Raw genomic sequence first — 14,895 nt, 5'->3', positions numbered from 1 at the left:
AGATGAAAACGCCCCGTCAGGCCAAGCCTGACGGGGCGTTTTCGTTGCGATGCCGTCCTGGCGCCGTCCCTGGCGCGTCCTCTCAGTGGTTGGGCACGATCAGCACCGGGATCGGGCTGTTGTGCAGCACCTTGCGAGCGGTCGAACCGATCGCACCCAGCCCCATCTGCGCATGGGTGCGGGTGCCGAGCACGATCAGATCGGCCTCGCGCGCCTTGGCCACCCGCAGGATCTCCTCCGAGGGCAGGCCGCTGGCCACTTCCAGCGCCTCGACGATCTCCGACTCGGCGTTGCACGAGCCGGGGACCTCGGCGCAGTACTTGGCCAGGCGCTTGTGGAGGGTGGCGAGCACCTCCTTGAGCACCTCCTGCTCGTGCTGCTTGCGGTTCATGTCGGGCAGATAGGCGCCGACCACCGTCTGGCCGGTGCTGCCCATCGGCTCGACCACGTGCAGCATGGTGATCCGCGCGCCGGTGCTCTTGGCCAGTGCCACGGCGTTGTGGAAGACCGGACGGGTGTGGGTGCCGAAGTCCGATGCGTAGAGGATGTGCTGATAGGTCGGCATCTGGTTCGTCATCATTTATAACCCTGCAATTGGTCGATGTATTCCGGCAGGAACAGCGAGATCTGCGGGATATAGGTGATCAACATCAGGAAGCCAAGGAGCAGCAGCATCCACGGCAGCACCGCCTTGATGACCCAGCCGATGCTCTCGCCGGTGATGCCGGCGGTGACGAACAGGTTGAGCCCGACCGGCGGGGTGAGCATGCCGATCTCCATGTTGACGACCATGATGATACCGAAGTGGATCGGGTCGATACCGAGCTGCATGGCGATCGGGAAGAGGATCGGCGCCATGATCAGCAGGATCGCCGAGGGCTCCATGAAGTTGCCGGCGATCAGCAGCAGGATGTTGACCACGATGAGGAACATCCACGGCTCGAGGCCCCACGCGACGATCGACTCGGCGATCTGGTGCGGGATGCGCTCGGTGGTCAGCACATGGGCGAACAGCATCGCGTTGGCGATGATGAACAGCAGCATGATCGAGACCTTGGCCGCATCCAGCACCACCTTGCGCACCTCGGGGTGGGCGAAGCTGGTGGCCAGCGCCGTGGGTACCTGCCAGGTGTTGCGCCCGAGCATGCGGAAGAAGCCCTCGCCCTGGTAGCGCCAGGGCACGGTCTTGAGCGGACCCATGTCACGGTAGCCGATGACCGCGACCAGGAAGGCATAGACCGCAGACACCGCCGCCGCCTCGGTGGGGCTGGCCACGCCGCCGTAGATCGAGCCGAGCACGATGACGATCAGCAGGATGCCGCCGGAGGCGCTGAAGGCGGCGCGGAAGATCTCGCGGAAGCCGGGCCAGGGCTGCGAGGGCAGCTTCTTGATGCGGGCGACGATATAGATGGCGATCATCAGGATCAGGCCCATCATCAACCCGGGGATGAAGCCGGCCATGAACATGCGCGCGGCCGAGACCTCGGTGGCCGCGGCATAGACCAGCATCACGATCGAGGGCGGGATGAGGATGCCGAGGGTGCCGGCATTGGTGATGACGCCCGCGGCGAACTCCTTCGGATAGCCGGACTTGACCATGCCGGCGATGACGATGGTGCCGATGGCGGCGACGGTCGCCGGCGACGAGCCGGAGACGGCGGCGAACAGCATGCAGGCGAGCACCGAGGCCATTGCCAGACCGCCACGGATGTGTCCGACCACGTCGGTGGCGAACCGGATCAGGCGTTTGGCCACGCCGCCGGTCGAGAGGAACGCCGAGGAGAGGATGAAGAAGGGGATCGCCAGCAGGGTGTAGTGCCCGGAGAGCGCCTCGAACAGCTTGAGCGCGATCGAGGCGAGCGAGTCGTTGGAGAACAGCAGGATGGTGGTGATGCTGGACAGCCCGAGCGCGATGGCGATCGGCATGCCCAGCAGCATGCAACCGAACAGCAGCAGGAACAGGGTTGCAGTGGTCATTTATCGGCCACCTCGCGCTTGAGTTCTTCGGCCAGGTGCATGCTTTCCTCTGCCTCGTTGGTCTGGTGGAAGCCGGTGGCGCGACCGGTGGCCACGGCCCACAGCAGCTCGAGCAGGCGGATCGAGAGCATGGCCAGTCCGATTAACAGGATGCTGTCGGCGATCCAGGCCTGGATGGCGATGTCCTCGAGTTCGATGCCGATCATCTTCATCTTGCCCAGATAGATCCAGGCGCCGTAGATGAACAGTCCGCAATAGGCCAGCGCGAGCAGGATGGCGAGCGCCGAGATCAGCCGCTGGACGAGCGGCGAGAACAGGCGCACGAAGGCGTCGACCCCGATATGGGCGCCGACCTTGAGGCCGTAGGAGACGCCGAACAGGACGAACCAGGCCGACAGGTGCAGGGTGGCCTCCTGGCCCCAGGAGACGCCGGTGCTGAAGCCGAAGCGCATGACGACCTCGGCGAACACCAGGAGGGTCATCGCCACCAGCAGCAGCGAAATGATGGCCTCCTCGGTCTTGTTGATGAAGCGCAAGAACATGGTCAATGACGCTCGAGTTGAATGAAGGTGGTCAGATTGAGGGTAGACACTGGCGCGCCGCTTGGCACGCAAGGTCGGGCCGTCGATGATGCGATGCGCCCCGCGGGCGGGGCCGCGGGGCGCGCTGATTGAGCCTGACGTGACGACCCGTCCTGGAGGTCAGGACAGGTCGGCGGGGCTCAGTTGCCGCGGTTCGAGGCGTAGGCGGCGTCGATCAGCTCGGCGCCGATCTCGTCCTCGAACTCCTCCCACACCGGCTTCATCGCCTGCAGCCACTGGGCGCGCTCCTCGGGCGTGAGGGTGATGATCTCGGTGCGACCGGAGTCGACGATCTTCTGGCGATAGTCGAGGTCCTTCTCGCGGGCGACCTGGTTGCCGTAGGCCACCGCCTCGTCGATCGTGGCCTTGAGTTCGGCACGGAGATCGTCGGGGAGACCGTTCCAGAACTCAGCCGAGGTCACCACCATGTAGTCGAGCAGACCGTGGTTGGACTCGGTGATGTAGGGCTGCACCTCGAAGAACTTCTTGGTGTAGGTGTTCGACCAGGGGCTCTCCTGACCGTCGATCGCGCGGGTCTGGAGCAGGGTGAAGACCTCGGAGAAGGGCTTCTTCAGCGGGGTGGCGTCGACCGCCTTGAACTGCGCCTCGAGCACCTCGGAGGACATGATGCGGAACTTCATGCCGGCGGCGTCCTCGGGCACGCGCAGCGGCTCGTTGGAGCTGAACTGCTTGAGGCCGCTGTGGAGGTAGCCGAGACCGATCAGCCCCTTCTTCTCCATCGAGCTGAGCAGCTCCTGACCGGCCTCGCTCTGCTGGAAGCGATCGACCGCGTCGAGGTCCTCGAACAGGAAGGGCAGGTCGAAGAGGGCGAGCTTCTTGGTGTAGCGACCGAACTTGGAGAGTGCGGGCGCGGCCAGCTGCACGTCGCCGAGCTGCATCGCCTCGAGCACCTTGTCATCGCCGAACAGCTGCGAGTTGGGGTAGACCTCGACAACGACGCGGTCGCCCATGCGCTCTTCAACCAGCTCCTGGAGCTTCAGCGCCATCTGGCCCTTGGGGGTGTTCTCGGCCACGACGTGCGAGAACTTGATCACGATCGGATCATCGGCGGCGCTGGCGGTGCCGGTGACGAGCGTGGATGCGGCCGTGATCGCAGCCAGGGAGAGTGCGGCTAAGGTCGGTTTCATCAGTTCCTCCGCAAGAGGCCCCGCCTTTCTGGTCGGGGTGGGTTAGCGGGCCGCCCGGTGGGCGGCGGTTTTTCACTCAAGTGCCGGTCTGTTCCAGGGCGGGCGTCCTGCTGGCGCTGTCGGCTCGGCAGGGTTCGCCCTCGGGAAGAGTAGCGCGGGTCTCGGCGCTCTTCGCGCCCATCCGTGGCGCAGACACCTCGTGCCGTTCTGTTCAGAGCGGTCGATGGTGTCCCATGTTCCTGATTGTGAAGGCCTGTTTTCCCGCTCGCCTTCCTGTCGGATTCACTCCGGGCCCCGGGGCATGGCCGTCCCCGCCGAGGCGGGAGTAGCCGTTTCGCACGAGAATGGGTGATGTCTCGCCGATCCAGTTGGATCGAGCGCCACATTAAAGCAATTCGTGGGCCAGGTTTTTTCAGCGCCGGGGCGGTGCCATTTCGGTGTTCCCTGACTTTCGAATATTACTTTTTTCTTTCAGCAGGTTGCGCTGTGTGTGCGCTGCTCGGCGGGGTGATGTCGCGGGGCGCTGTCGACGATTCCACGGCTGGCGCGTGGCGGGGCGTGGTGGAGTGGGTGGAATCCCACCCATTGCGGGGTGAGCGGCACGGCGGATATCCGCCGATCCGTGCTCAGTCCTTGTAGTCGTCCTTGTCGAGTCCGTGCTTCTGCATCTTGTCGTAGAGCGTCTTGCGGGGGATGCCGAGGGTGGTCATGGTGTCCTTGATGCTGCCCTTGTTGGCCGCCAGCGCCTGGACGATCAGACTGCGCTCGAAGCACTCGACCTGGGTCGGCAGGGTCTGCGGCAGGCCGCTGTCGGGGTCGCCGGCGAACAGGGTCTCGAGCGACCAGTCGTACTGTTCGCCGATCAGCACGTAGCGCTCGGTGAGGTTGCGCAGCTCGCGCACGTTGCCGGGCCAGTCGTGACCGAGCAGACGGCTGATCTGGTCCTGCTCGGGGAAGGGCGCGTCGCGCTGGAAGCGATCCTGGGCGACGAGCAGGAAGTGATGGAACAGCAGCGGGATGTCCTCGCGACGCTCGCGCAGCGGCGGGATGTGCAGGGTGAGCACGTTGAGCCGGTAGTAGAGATCCTCGCGGAAGTCGCCGGCGGTGGCCGCCTCGCGCAGGTCGATCTTGGTCGCCGCCACCACGCGGAAGTCGAGCGGGATGAGCTGGTTGGAGCCGAGCCGCTCGATGGTGCGCTCCTGGAGCACGCGCAGCAGCTGCACCTGGGCCGGTGCGGGCATGCTCTCGATCTCGTCGAGGAACAGGGTGCCCTCGTGAGCGTGCTCGAACTTGCCGATGCGCCGCGCCTTGGCGCCGGTGAAGGCGCCGGCCTCGTGACCGAACAGCTCGCTCTCGATCATGCTCTCGGGGACCGCGCCGCAGTTGACCGGGACGAAGTTGCGGTCGCGGCGGTTGCTGTGCTCGTGCAGCGAGCGCGCCACCAGCTCCTTGCCGGTGCCGGTCTCGCCGAGGATCAACACGTCGGCGCCGGTGTCGGCGATCTGCGAGATGGTCGCGCGCAGCCGGCGCATCGCCGGGCTGTGGCCGATGATGCGTGGACCGAGCGCGGTGTTGGCCATCAGCTCGACGCGCAGGTTGCGGTTCTCCATCACCAGGGCGCGCTTGTCGAGTGCGCGCTGCACGGTGTCGAGGAGGCGCTCGGCGGGGTAGGGCTTCTCGATGAAGTCATAGGCCCCGGCGCGCATCGCGTTGACCGCGGTGCTGATGTCGCCGTGACCGGTGATCAGGATCACCGGCAGGTCGGGGTCGATGGCCTGAGCCTGGGCGAGCAGTTCGAGTCCGTCGATCCCGGGCAGGCGGATGTCGGTGATCAGCACCCCGGGCCAGTCGCGACTGAGCAGCGGCAGGGCACGCTCGGCGCGGTCGAACACCTGGGCGGTGAGCCCGGCGAGTTCCAGGGTCTGGCGGTTGGCGGCACGGATGTGTTGCTCGTCGTCGACGAAGATGACATGTGGCGATTGACTCATTCAGGGCTCTCCGCAGCCGGCAGGCGCAGTTCGAAGCAGGCGCCCGCGCGGGCGGGCTTGGCCACCAGCGCGCCACCCATCTCGGTGGTGATGCGCGAGGAGATCGCCAGCCCCAGCCCGAGCCCGTCGCCCGCGGCCTTGGTGGTGAAGAAGGGCTCGAAGATCACCGCCAGGTCGGACTCGGGGATGCCGGGGCCGGTGTCGCGCACCCAGGTCACCACGGTGTCGCCCTCGCGGCGGGCATCGATCTCGATGCGGCGCTGTTCGGCCTCGGCGATGGCCTGACAGGCGTTGCCGAGCAGATTGACGATGACCTGCTGGAGCAGCACGTCGTTGGCGCGGACCTGCAGATGGTCGGGGATGCGCGCGATCAGCTCGCCGTGACAGCGCGCGAGCATCGGCGTGATGATCCGTGTAGCCCCCTCGATCACCGCCGCCAGTGGCAGTGGCGTCAGCTCGCCCGAGGTCTTGCGTGCGAACAGCTTGAACTGGGAGCCGATCTTGGCCATGCGCTCGGTGAGCGCGAGGATCTGACCGAGGTTGGCCGCGACCTCCTGATGACGCTCCTTGGCGAGCAGCAGCCGTCCATTATCGGCATAGGTGCGGATTGCCGCCAGTGGTTGGTTGAGTTCGTGGTTGATGCTCGCCGACATCTGCCCGAGGGTGGCGAGCTTGGCCGACTGGATCAGTGCCTGCTGGGTCTCGCGCAGCGCCTGCTCGGCGCGCAGCCGCTCGTCGACCTCGGCGCGCAGCCGCCGATTGGTGCGGGTGAGCTCCTCGGTGCGGGTGGCGACCCGGGCCTCGAGTTCGAGGTTGATGCGCTCGAGGGTGGCGCGTGCGCGCTCGGTGAGTGCGGCATGGGCGCGGCGGCTGCGCTGGCGCTGTAACAGCAGCGCGACGCCGAGCGCGGTGACCGCGAGCAGTGCGCCGGCGAGGGCGGTGAGCTTGAGGCTGTCGCGCATCACCGTGCTGGTGTTGGAGAGCACGTGGACCTGCCAGCCGGCGTTCTGCATCGCGCGCGATTGCAGCAGGTAGGGCGGTGGCTCCGGCCAGGATGCGGGCGGGCCGAGCCGGACCAGGGTGCCGTCGGCGGTGGTGTCGCGCACAGCCAGCTCGAGTGGCTCGAGGCTGGCGTCGAGATAGCGGTTGCTCGCGCGGATGCGCCGTCTGACCTCGGGGGCGAGCGGGTGCAGGGTGCGAAAGCGTTGTGCCGGTTCGGTGGAGATGAAGATCACCCCGTCGGGGTCGGTGACGAGGAAGACATGCCCGGACTTCGCCCAGCGTCGCTCGGCCTCGGTGACGTCGATCTTGACCACCACGGCGCCGAGGATCTCGTGGTTCTCGCGCACCGGGTAGGCGAAGTAGTAGCCGCGTCGCTTGGAGGTGGTGCCGAGGGCGAAGTAGCGCCCGAGCTCACCGTCCATGGCGTCGTGGAAGTAGGGGCGGAAGCTGAAGTCGCGGCCGACGAAGGGGCGCTCGGCGTTCCAGTTGCTCGCGGCGATGGTCAGTCCCGCGGCGTCCATCAGATAGGTGTCGGTGGCGTCGCTGATGCGGTTGACCGTCTCCAGATAGCGGTTGAGCGCGACGATGCTCTCGCGCCCGCCCGGGGTGCGGAGGAACTCGGTCAGGCGCGGGTTGGTGGCGAGCAGCTCGGGCAGCGGTTCGTACTTGGCCAGCAGCCCCTGGAGATGGACGACGTAGAGGTCGAGGTCGGTGCGCGCCTGCTCGGCCAGCCGCTCGACGCCGTCGTGATAGGCCCAGCGCGCCAGCCCCCAGAGCCCGGCGCAGACGAGCGCGAACAGCGCCAGCCAGGGGAGATGGCGGGCGGGGTGCGGGCGGGGGGATGGCGGCTGCTCGACGATCAAGCGTGTCTTCCGGCCCGGGGCCGGACGCGCCGTCCCGCGTGATGGCGGGCGGCGCCTCGGGCCCCGAGGCGCCGGGGTGGCGGGATCAGGCCGGTCCGGGCACGGCGACGCCGGTGCCGCCGGCATAGCCCGCGGCACCGGTCCAGTAGCCGTCGCACAGCCCCGAAGGGGCGTACTCGCGTAGCTTGGCCAGGCCTTCGCCATGGCTCATGTCACCACGCAGACAGGCGTCGAACACGGCGATGATGTCGCTGGTGTGGCGCGACTGCGGGCTGATGCGCAGCAGCTCGACGCCGAGCGCGGTGACCTCGTCGAGCGCGCCGAGCAGGGTGTGGGTGCTCGCCGACTGGGTCTGGATGCCGTTGAGGGTGAGGAAGTGATCGCCCTCCTGGGTGTCGATGGTCAGTCCGTCGGGGTAGTCGATGCAGCAGAACTGGCAGTCGTCCTTGGCGAGATCGCGGTTGTAGGCGGTGAAGCAGCGTGCCGAGTAGGCCAGCGGCAGCCGCCCGAAGGCGAACAGCTCGCACTCGACGCCCTCGGGGCGGGTTGCGATCAGTGCGCGCGCGGTGTCGCGACCGAGTTCGACCGGCAGCACCCAGCGCTTGAGTCCGTGGCGGGCGAGAAAGGCCAGGGTGCGATCGTTGTAGAGGTTGATCGAGTGACCGGCGACGAAGGGGTGACCGTCGAGATACTCCAGCGCGCCGAGATCGTTGGCCTCGACCAGGAAGCGCCGGTCGGAGCAGAGTCGCTCCAGGGTCTTGAGTTCGCCGTCGGACTCGATCAGCGCCAGGGTCGAGATCACCGGCTCCTTGCCGGCGGCGGCGACGCGCTCGGCCAGCTCCCAGTAGTCCTCGGGACGCAGCAGGCGGCGCTTGGAGCAGATGGTCTCACCGAGATAGATGGTCGCCACCGGGGTCTCGAGCATCTCGGCGTAGAAGTCCATCACCTGTTCGCGCGGCCAATGGTAGAGCAGGGGGCCGAGCGAGAGACGGGGGCGCTGGTTTGGCGTGTGCTGGGGTTGCATGGCTATCGGGTGTCAGTGGGGCTGTTGGGATGGATTGACCGGGGCGGCGATCGTCGTCACGCCCCCGGCTGTGTCCGTTCGGGTCTGGCGGCCGGGGAGCGACGCGTCGACCGGAGCGTGGTGACGCGCCGCCGATTCCCGGTGATCGCTAGTGCCACTGGCGGTGGTAGGGGCCGAGCGTGGTCTGGGTGCCCTCGGAGACCTGAGCCAGTGCCGCCCGCCAGTCGTCGCGCGGGCGGAAGTTCTGGGGGTCGCGGCGGCAGGCGTCGATCGCCTCGCGCCATACCCGGGTGACCTGGGTGACGTAGCGGGTGCTGCGCTGGCGTCCCTCGATCTTTATCGCGCTCACCCCGGAGGCGATGATATCGGGGAGGATCTCCATGGTGTTGAGGCTGGTCGGCTCCTCGATGGCATAGCGCAGCTTGCCGTTGACCTGATAGCGACCCTTGCAGATGGTCGGATAGCCGGCCGGCTCGCCGTGACCGCGGCGTTCGAGCAGCACCCCGCCGAGGCGCGTCTCCTGGCCCTCGGCGGTGTCGATCCACTCGACGTGGGAAGCCGGCGAGCAGGCGCCGAAGGTATTGGGCGACTGGCCGGTGGCATAGGAGGAGAGCAGGCAGCGGCCCTCGACCATCACGCACAGGCTGCCGAAGCCGAAGATCTCGACCGGTACGTCGCAGCGTTCGATCAGGTGTGCGACCTGGGCGAGCGAGAGCACGCGCGGCACCACCACGCGCTTGATACCGAACTGGCGGTGCATGAAGTTGATCGCCGCCGGGTTGGTCGCCGAGCCCTGCACCGAGAGGTGCAGGTTGAGCTGCGGGTGCGTGTTGGCGGCATAGTCGAGCACGCCCATGTCGGCGGCGATCATGGCGTCGACGCCGAGATCGGCGGCGCGGTCGACCGCCGCGCTCCAGCGCTCCCAGCCATTCGGTTGGGCATAGGTATTGACGGCGACCAGCACCTTGACGTTGCGATCGTGCGCGTAGCGCAGGCCGTCACGGATCTGCTTGTCGCCGAAGTTCAGGCCGGCGAAGTGACGGGCGTTGGTATCGTCGCGAAAACCGATGTAGACGGCGTTGGCGCCGTTGTCGACGGCGGCCTTCAGCGCCGGCAGGTTGCCGGCGGGACAGACGAGTTCCATGGTGGATGGTCTCCAGCGAGTCAGGCGGTACTTGCAAGTTTGCGGCAGGACGAGGGCGTGATCAGGTCACCCTGTCGGGTGCCGCGCCGATACAGCTCGGCTTCGATGCCGTTGAGCACGGCCCATTTCTGGCTACACCAGTCGGGGGCGAGCAGGATATCGCGCGAGGCGGTGCCGGTGACCCGGTGGAAGGTCACCTCGGGCGGGGTGCGCTCGATGATGTCGGCGCAGGTGTCGACGTAGTCCTCCAGCGCGAGCGGCTGGTAGTGACCGCGTCGCCAGTCGACCGCCAGGCGGGTGTGGCGCACGACGTGGAGGGCGTGCAGCTTGAGTCCTTCGACACCGACGCCGAGCACGCGCTCGAGGCTCTCGATGGCGTGGTTGCGTCCCTCGCCGGGGAGACCGACGATGAGATGGGCGCAGACCGGGATGCCGCGGCGGTGTGCTGCCTGCACCGCGCGCTGGTAGTCGGCGAAGGTGTGGCCGCGGTTGACGCGCTCGAGGGTGCGATCATCGGCCGACTGCAGTCCGAGTTCGAGCCAGATCTCCTTGCCGCGGGCGCGATAGCGCGCGAGCAGGTCGAGCACCGCCTCGGGCACGCAGTCGGGGCGGGTGCCGATCGACAGCCCGATGACATCGGGGTGGACGAGTGCGCTGTCGTAGCGCTCGCGCAGCGCGTCGATCGGGTCGTAGGTATTGGTGTAGGCCTGGAAGTAGGCCATGAAGCGGCGCGCCCCGGTGCGCTTGGCGAGCACGGTGCGGCCCGACTCGATCTGCTCGGCGATCGAGGGCGGCTCCTTGGCGTTGGGGCTGAAGGAGACGTTGTTGCAGAAGGTACAGCCGCCCCGGCCCTTGGTGCCGTCGCGGTTGGGGCAGGTGAAACCCGCGTTGAGGGCGAGTTTGTGCACCCGCTGACCATAGCGGTTCAGCAGATACTGTCCAAAGGTATTGACGCGATCGCTGAGGATGCGCTGTTGAGCTTGGGGCGGGGGCATCCGACTAAAGCTAACCGTGCTCGATGAATAACCGTTTGATCCAGATCAACGAATGGGCAATCCGGGATCCGGGGCGAAGGCCGACGCGGTGGTCGGGATCTGGGGCGGAGGCTGACCCCTGACAATCTCGGGGGCATGTTCGGGCCAGCTTTGCAGTACCATTTTGTAGTAATGCAAGAAAAACCCAATTCAAGAACTGGAACTTCATGATAGCCGAATCCCAGCCCCGCATCCGCGAGATCCCCTACAACTACACCTCGTACTCCGACCGCGAGATTGTCATCCGGTTTCTCGGCGAGCCCATGTGGCGGCTGATCGAGTCGCTGCGGGGGAGTCGACGGACCGGGCGATCGGCGCGGATGCTGTTCGAGGTGTTGGGCGACATGTGGGTGGTCTCGCGCAATCCCTATCTGCAGGAGGATCTGCTCGAGAATCTCGATCGTCGTCAGCTGCTGCTGCAGGCGATGCGTCACCGGCTCGATCAGTTCGAACAGCGACTCAACGACAATCAGCGTGCTGCCGAGCTGCTGGAGGCGGCGCGCGGTGCGGTCGCCCGGCTCGAGGACTGGTTCACCCAGGAGACGGCCCATCGCGACCGCTTGCGCAAGGCGCTTGCCGGCATCACCCACCCCGACAACCTCGATTTCGGCGGGCTGGCGCGGGTCTCGCACGCCACCGATGCCACCGACTGGCGCGTCGAGCTGCCCTTCGTGGTGATCTCCCCCGACAGCGAGGCCGAGGTCGCCGCCATCGTGCGCGCCTGCATCGACTGCGGTCTGTCGCTGATCCCGCGCGGTGGCGGCACCGGCTATACCGGTTCGGCGGTGCCGCTGCATCAGCACACCGCGGTGATCAACACCGAGAAGCTCGAGTCGCTCTCGGGCGTCGAGCGAATCGAGTTGCCCGGGGTCGAGGGCCGGGTGCCGACGGTGCGCTGCGGCGCCGGCGTGGTCACCCGGCGGGTCTCGGACCTGGCCGACAGCAACGGTCTGGCCTTCGCCGTCGACCCGACCTCGCAGGACGCCTCCTGCATCGGCGGCAACATCGCGATGAACGCCGGCGGCAAGAAGGCGGTGCTGTGGGGCACCGCGCTCGACAACCTCGCCTCGTGGCGGATGGTCACCCCGGATGCGCAGTGGCTCGAGATCGAGCGGCTCGATCACAACCTCGGGCGCATCCACGATCAGGCGCTGGTGCGCTTCCGTGTCTCGCGCTACGACACCGACGGGCGCACCCCGGTCGGTGAGCCCGAGATCCTGGAGATGCCCGGCGCCTCGTTCCGCAAGGTGGGGCTGGGCAAGGACGTCACCGACAAGTTCCTCTCCGGCCTCCCGGGGGTGCAGAAGGAGGGCTGCGACGGGCTGATCACCTCGGCGCGTTTCATCCTCCACCGCATGCCCGATCACGTGCGCACCGTGTGCATGGAGTTCTTCGGCACCGATCTCGATCTCGCGGTGCCGGCGATCGTCGAGATCAAGGACTATATCGAGTCCTTGCCCGAGGTGCTGGTCGCCGGGCTCGAGCACCTCGACGAGCGCTATGTGCGCGCCGTCGACTACAGCACCAAGGCCTCGCGCCGCGAGTTGCCGAAGATGGTGTTGATCGCCGATCTGGTCAGCGACGACGAGGCCGCGCTCGATGCTGCCGCGGCACGGGTGGTGGAGCTGGTGGGGGCGCGCGACGGCGAGGGCTTCATCGCCGTCAGCCCCGAGGCGCGCAAGCGTTTCTGGCTCGATCGCGCGCGCACCGCGGCGATCTCGCGCCACACCAACGCCTTCAAGATCAACGAGGACGTGGTCATCCCGCTCGATCGGCTCTCCGATTACAGCCGGGGCATCGAGCGGATCAACATCGAGCAGTCGATCCGCAACAAGGACGCGATCATGGCCGCGGTGCTCGACTACCTCGGCAGCGGACTGGAGGAGGCGCGGCGTGCCGGCGACTACGAGGTCTCGGAGGAGGACGTCGCCATCCTCGCGGCCAAGCGCGATGCCGCGCGCGAGGTGCTGGAGACGGCACGGGCGCGCTGGCGCGCGATCCTCGAACACCTCGAGGCCCCGGCCGCCGAACATCTCGAACTGCTTCACGAGAAGGAACGCGCGCGGGTGCGTGAAGGCGACACCCTGTTGGCGATGATGCTGCGTCGCGACCTGCGTCAGTCCTATGTCCGCGAGGTCGCCGCGCAGCTCAACGAGATCTTCTCCGGCAAGGACCTGGAGCGGGTGCGCACGCGTCTGGTCGAGATCCATCGCCGGTTGCGCGATTCGCGACTGTTCGTGGCGTTGCACATGCACGCCGGCGACGGCAACGTCCACTCCAACATCCCGGTGCACTCCTCGGACTACGCCATGCTCCAGGAGGCCGACGAGGTGGTGGCACGGATCATGGCGCTCGCCTCCGGGCTCGGCGGGGTGATCTCGGGCGAGCACGGCATCGGTCTGACCAAGCTGCAATATCTCGAACCCGAGAAGCTCGAGGCCTTCGTCGCCTACAAGGAACGGGTCGACCCGGAGCAGCGCTTCAACCGCGGCAAGCTGATGCCCGGTGCCGGGCTCGAGGGCGCCTATACGCCCTCGCTGCGGCTGGTGCAGCAGGAGGCGATCATCCTCGAGGAGACCGAGCTCGGCGCCCTCAACGACGACGTCAAGAACTGTCTGCGCTGCGGCAAGTGCAAGCCCAAGTGCATGACTCACGTGCCGCGTGCCAACCTGCTCTACTCGCCGCGCAACAAGATCCTCGCCACCGGGTTGATCATCGAGGCCTTCCTCTACGAGGAACAGACCCGGCGCGGGCTGTCGTTGCGTCACTTCGACGCGATGAACGACGTCGCCGATCACTGCACCGTGTGCCACAAGTGTCTCGCCCCCTGTCCGGTGAACATCGACTTCGGTGACGTCACCATGCGGCTGCGCCGCATCCTGGTCGCGCGCAAACGCAACCGCTTCTCCCCCGGGGCCTGGGCGGCAATGCGCTTTCTCAACGTCACCGATCCGCGGGCGATCCGTCTGCTGCGCACCGCGCTGGCACGCTGGGGCTTTGCCGGGATCAATCTCGGACACCGGGTGGCGCGGTTGCTGGGGCTGACACGCGCGCCCAGGCGTCATCCGGGGATCACCACCGGCAAGCCGAAGGCGGTCGGTCAGGTGGTCGAGCTGGTGGCGCGACCGATCCGGGTGGAGCTGCCCAAGCAGACCTTCCGCCAGGTGCTCGGGCTCGAGGACAAGACCCAGATCCCGATCCTGCGTGACCCCGGGATCACGCAGGAGGAGGCCGAGGCGGTGTTCTACTTCCCCGGCTGTGGCTCGGAGCGGCTGTTCTCCGACATCGGGCTGGCGACCCTGGCGATGCTCTGGCGCGGCGGCGCCCAGACCATCCTGCCGCCGGGCTATCTGTGCTGCGGCTATCCGCAACGCGCCGCCGGGCTGGAGGCGCGCGGTCAGCGCATCACCATGGAGAACCGGGTGCTCTTCCATCGCGTGGCCAACACCCTCAACTACATGGATATCCGTACCGTGGTGGTCTCCTGCGGAACCTGCATGGATCAGCTGCTGAAGTACGAGTTCGAGCGGATCTTCCCGGGGTGCCGGCTGCTCGACATCCACGAGTGGCTGATGGAGAAGGGGATGAGCCTGCGGGGCGTCGACGGGGTCAAGTATCTCTACCACGATCCCTGCCACACCCCGATGAAGACCCACGCGCCGATCAAGGTCGCGTCGAGTCTGATCGGCGACCCGGTGACGCTCTCGGATCGTTGCTGCGGCGAGGCGGGCACCCTGGGTGCACAGCGCCCGGACATCGCCAACCAGGTGCGCTTCCGCAAGCGCGAGGAGCTCGAGGCCGGGGTGCGCGCACTCACCGGCGCCCCTCGGGTCGAGCACGGCGAGGCCAAACTGCTCACCGCCTGCCCGGCCTGTCAGCAGGGTCTGGCCAAGTATCATGACGAGACCGGTCTCGAGACCGACTACATCGTGGTCGAGATGGCGCGTCGCCTGATCGGCGAGGACTGGCAGCAGCGCTTCATCGCGCAGGCCCGCGCCGGCGGCGTCGAGCGCGTGTTGCTCTGAGTCAGCCGCCAGCCGCCAGTCAGCGGGGAGTGGTGGCTGGTCGCTGCTGAGCTGGCGGTTGGCGGTCTTTTCGCCGGACGCGCTGCGCTTTTCGCGACCTAACTGGGTT

The 14,895-nt window shown here is 67.2% G+C and carries 10 protein-coding genes; 1 reads left to right on the top strand and 9 read right to left on the bottom strand.

Annotation, left to right across the window (positions count from 1 at the left end; genetic code table 11):
• Positions 1 to 82 precede the first annotated feature (82 nt).
• From EBL85_RS02535 to EBL85_RS02495, 9 genes are all read right to left on the bottom strand, one after another.
• On the bottom strand, positions 83 to 580 hold the full coding sequence (locus tag EBL85_RS02535) for a universal stress protein (protein ID WP_082805985.1): 498 nt from the start codon (positions 578 to 580) through the stop codon (positions 83 to 85).
• Positions 577 to 1,977 carry a TRAP transporter large permease gene (locus EBL85_RS02530; RefSeq protein WP_123140680.1) on the bottom strand — a complete coding sequence of 467 codons (1,401 nt, stop codon included), beginning with the start codon at positions 1,975 to 1,977 and terminating at the stop codon, positions 577 to 579. Before EBL85_RS02530 ends, EBL85_RS02535 begins: the two co-directional genes overlap by 4 nt.
• On the bottom strand, positions 1,974 to 2,519 hold the full coding sequence (locus tag EBL85_RS02525; protein ID WP_123142086.1) for a TRAP transporter small permease: 546 nt from the start codon (positions 2,517 to 2,519) through the stop codon (positions 1,974 to 1,976). Before EBL85_RS02525 ends, EBL85_RS02530 begins: the two co-directional genes overlap by 4 nt.
• A 179-nt stretch (positions 2,520 to 2,698) precedes the next feature.
• Positions 2,699 to 3,706, bottom strand: coding sequence for a TRAP transporter substrate-binding protein (locus EBL85_RS02520; RefSeq protein ID WP_123142085.1), 1,008 nt, complete (start codon positions 3,704 to 3,706; stop codon positions 2,699 to 2,701).
• 626 nt (positions 3,707 to 4,332) lie between these two features.
• Positions 4,333 to 5,694: a sigma-54 dependent transcriptional regulator gene (locus EBL85_RS02515; RefSeq protein ID WP_005220922.1), complete on the bottom strand. Its 1,362-nt coding sequence runs from the start codon at positions 5,692 to 5,694 to the stop codon at positions 4,333 to 4,335.
• A complete protein-coding gene (locus EBL85_RS02510; RefSeq protein ID WP_123142084.1) occupies positions 5,691 to 7,559 on the bottom strand; it encodes an ATP-binding protein in 1,869 nt (622 codons plus the stop codon). Before EBL85_RS02510 ends, EBL85_RS02515 begins: the two co-directional genes overlap by 4 nt.
• 85 nt (positions 7,560 to 7,644) lie before the next feature.
• Entirely contained in the window at positions 7,645 to 8,583 is a 939-nt protein-coding gene (locus tag EBL85_RS02505) for a U32 family peptidase (RefSeq protein ID WP_123140683.1), read from the bottom strand.
• Between the two features lie 148 nt (positions 8,584 to 8,731).
• A complete protein-coding gene (locus tag EBL85_RS02500; RefSeq protein WP_123140684.1) occupies positions 8,732 to 9,727 on the bottom strand; it encodes a peptidase U32 family protein in 996 nt (331 codons plus the stop codon).
• Positions 9,728 to 9,747: 20 nt separating this feature from the next.
• Entirely contained in the window at positions 9,748 to 10,722 is a 975-nt protein-coding gene (locus tag EBL85_RS02495; protein ID WP_123140685.1) for a TIGR01212 family radical SAM protein, read from the bottom strand.
• A 206-nt stretch (positions 10,723 to 10,928) separates the two neighbouring features.
• On the opposite strand from EBL85_RS02495, the gene EBL85_RS02490 reads away from it, so the two are divergent.
• Positions 10,929 to 14,786, top strand: a complete 3,858-nt coding sequence (locus tag EBL85_RS02490; protein WP_123142083.1) for an FAD/FMN-binding oxidoreductase — start codon at positions 10,929 to 10,931, stop codon at positions 14,784 to 14,786.
• Positions 14,787 to 14,895: the final 109 nt, after the last annotated feature.

The sequence above is a fragment of the Marichromatium sp. AB32 genome, assembly GCF_003718675.1.
Classification (GTDB): domain Bacteria; phylum Pseudomonadota; class Gammaproteobacteria; order Chromatiales; family Chromatiaceae; genus Marichromatium; species Marichromatium gracile.
This window is presented reverse-complemented; position numbering and strand designations above follow the sequence as displayed.

Coding starts and splice junctions, on each gene's coding strand:
- EBL85_RS02535 (WP_082805985.1), bottom strand. CDS start 580: ATGATGACGAACCAGATGCCGACCTATCAGCACATCCTCTACGCATCG.
- EBL85_RS02530 (WP_123140680.1), bottom strand. CDS start 1,977: ATGACCACTGCAACCCTGTTCCTGCTGCTGTTCGGTTGCATGCTGCTG.
- EBL85_RS02525 (WP_123142086.1), bottom strand. CDS start 2,519: ATGTTCTTGCGCTTCATCAACAAGACCGAGGAGGCCATCATTTCGCTG.
- EBL85_RS02520 (WP_123142085.1), bottom strand. CDS start 3,706: ATGAAACCGACCTTAGCCGCACTCTCCCTGGCTGCGATCACGGCCGCA.
- EBL85_RS02515 (WP_005220922.1), bottom strand. CDS start 5,694: ATGAGTCAATCGCCACATGTCATCTTCGTCGACGACGAGCAACACATC.
- EBL85_RS02505 (WP_123140683.1), bottom strand. CDS start 8,583: ATGCAACCCCAGCACACGCCAAACCAGCGCCCCCGTCTCTCGCTCGGC.
- EBL85_RS02500 (WP_123140684.1), bottom strand. CDS start 9,727: ATGGAACTCGTCTGTCCCGCCGGCAACCTGCCGGCGCTGAAGGCCGCC.
- EBL85_RS02495 (WP_123140685.1), bottom strand. CDS start 10,722: ATGCCCCCGCCCCAAGCTCAACAGCGCATCCTCAGCGATCGCGTCAAT.
- EBL85_RS02490 (WP_123142083.1), top strand. CDS start 10,929: ATGATAGCCGAATCCCAGCCCCGCATCCGCGAGATCCCCTACAACTAC.